Here is an 811-nt window from a genome sequence, read left to right as displayed (position 1 = left end):
TCTAACATCTGTTGTTTTGGAAGAGTCGGACATTTCAAGTTTATCCTCGAGAAGTTCTCCTTCTTCCTTCATATTCTTTTTAAAAGCTTTAATCCCCTTAGCCACATCGCCCATTAATTCAGAAACCTTACCGCGTCCGAAAAGCACAAGGACAATCAGTAAAATCACAATTAAATGTGTTGGTGAAAAAATATTACCCATCACTTTCTCTCACTGCTTTTAAATTTGCTTTCAATTGTTCATGCTTACTGTGTAAAGAATGTACCAAATATAGCCATATCTTACTTGTATATTTTCTTCTAAAGTCAAAGGCAATCGCATGTTTTTATTGTAAACTGACTTTTTAGCCTCTCTCCACTTTTCTCAGCGCATTCCAACAAACACAGATAAATCAAAAATGACAAACCTCTTTAAATAAAAAGTCAAAAGGTTTGAAAATTCCTCTCTCAAGGCAATTTCATCTGATCTGTCTGAGTGCAAAACCCTACTGCAAGGACTATCCGCAGATTCTAATGCTTTGTCTTTTAAAAAGGGCATTATCTGCGCAATTGCAAACATCTTTTCCAAATTACTGTTACAGTGAAAAACAATGTCACAGCCTGCAGCAAAAATTTTACGTGTTAAATCGGAAAAATTTTCTGAAAGCGTACTCCCTGAAAGAGCTTTCATTGACAACATCATCTGCCATTAAAAACCCGTCAAAACTTATATTTTCACGAATAACATTCTCAATAACTCTCTTAGAAAGCGTTGCAGGAACTCGCTCGTCAACTGCCTTATAGACAATATGCGCAGTCATCGCAGCTGGTAA

Annotated in this window: 2 protein-coding genes; both read right to left on the bottom strand. The window is 36.1% G+C overall.

The window, feature by feature from the left end; genetic code table 11:
* Window positions 1–201 (bottom strand): twin-arginine translocase TatA/TatE family subunit (gene tatA / locus ACFIK8_RS10875; RefSeq protein WP_375669436.1); only part of this gene is annotated, 201 nt, incomplete at its 3' end.
* Window positions 202–613: 412 nt separating this feature from the next.
* On the bottom strand, window positions 614–811 hold a 198-nt coding region (locus ACFIK8_RS10870; RefSeq protein WP_375669435.1), incomplete at its 5' end, for a glycoside hydrolase family 3 N-terminal domain-containing protein.

The sequence above is a fragment of the Bartonella sp. MR168JLCBS genome, from assembly GCF_042194175.1.
Note: the sequence above shows the minus strand (reverse complement) of the source record. Positions and strands in the feature narration are given on the sequence as shown.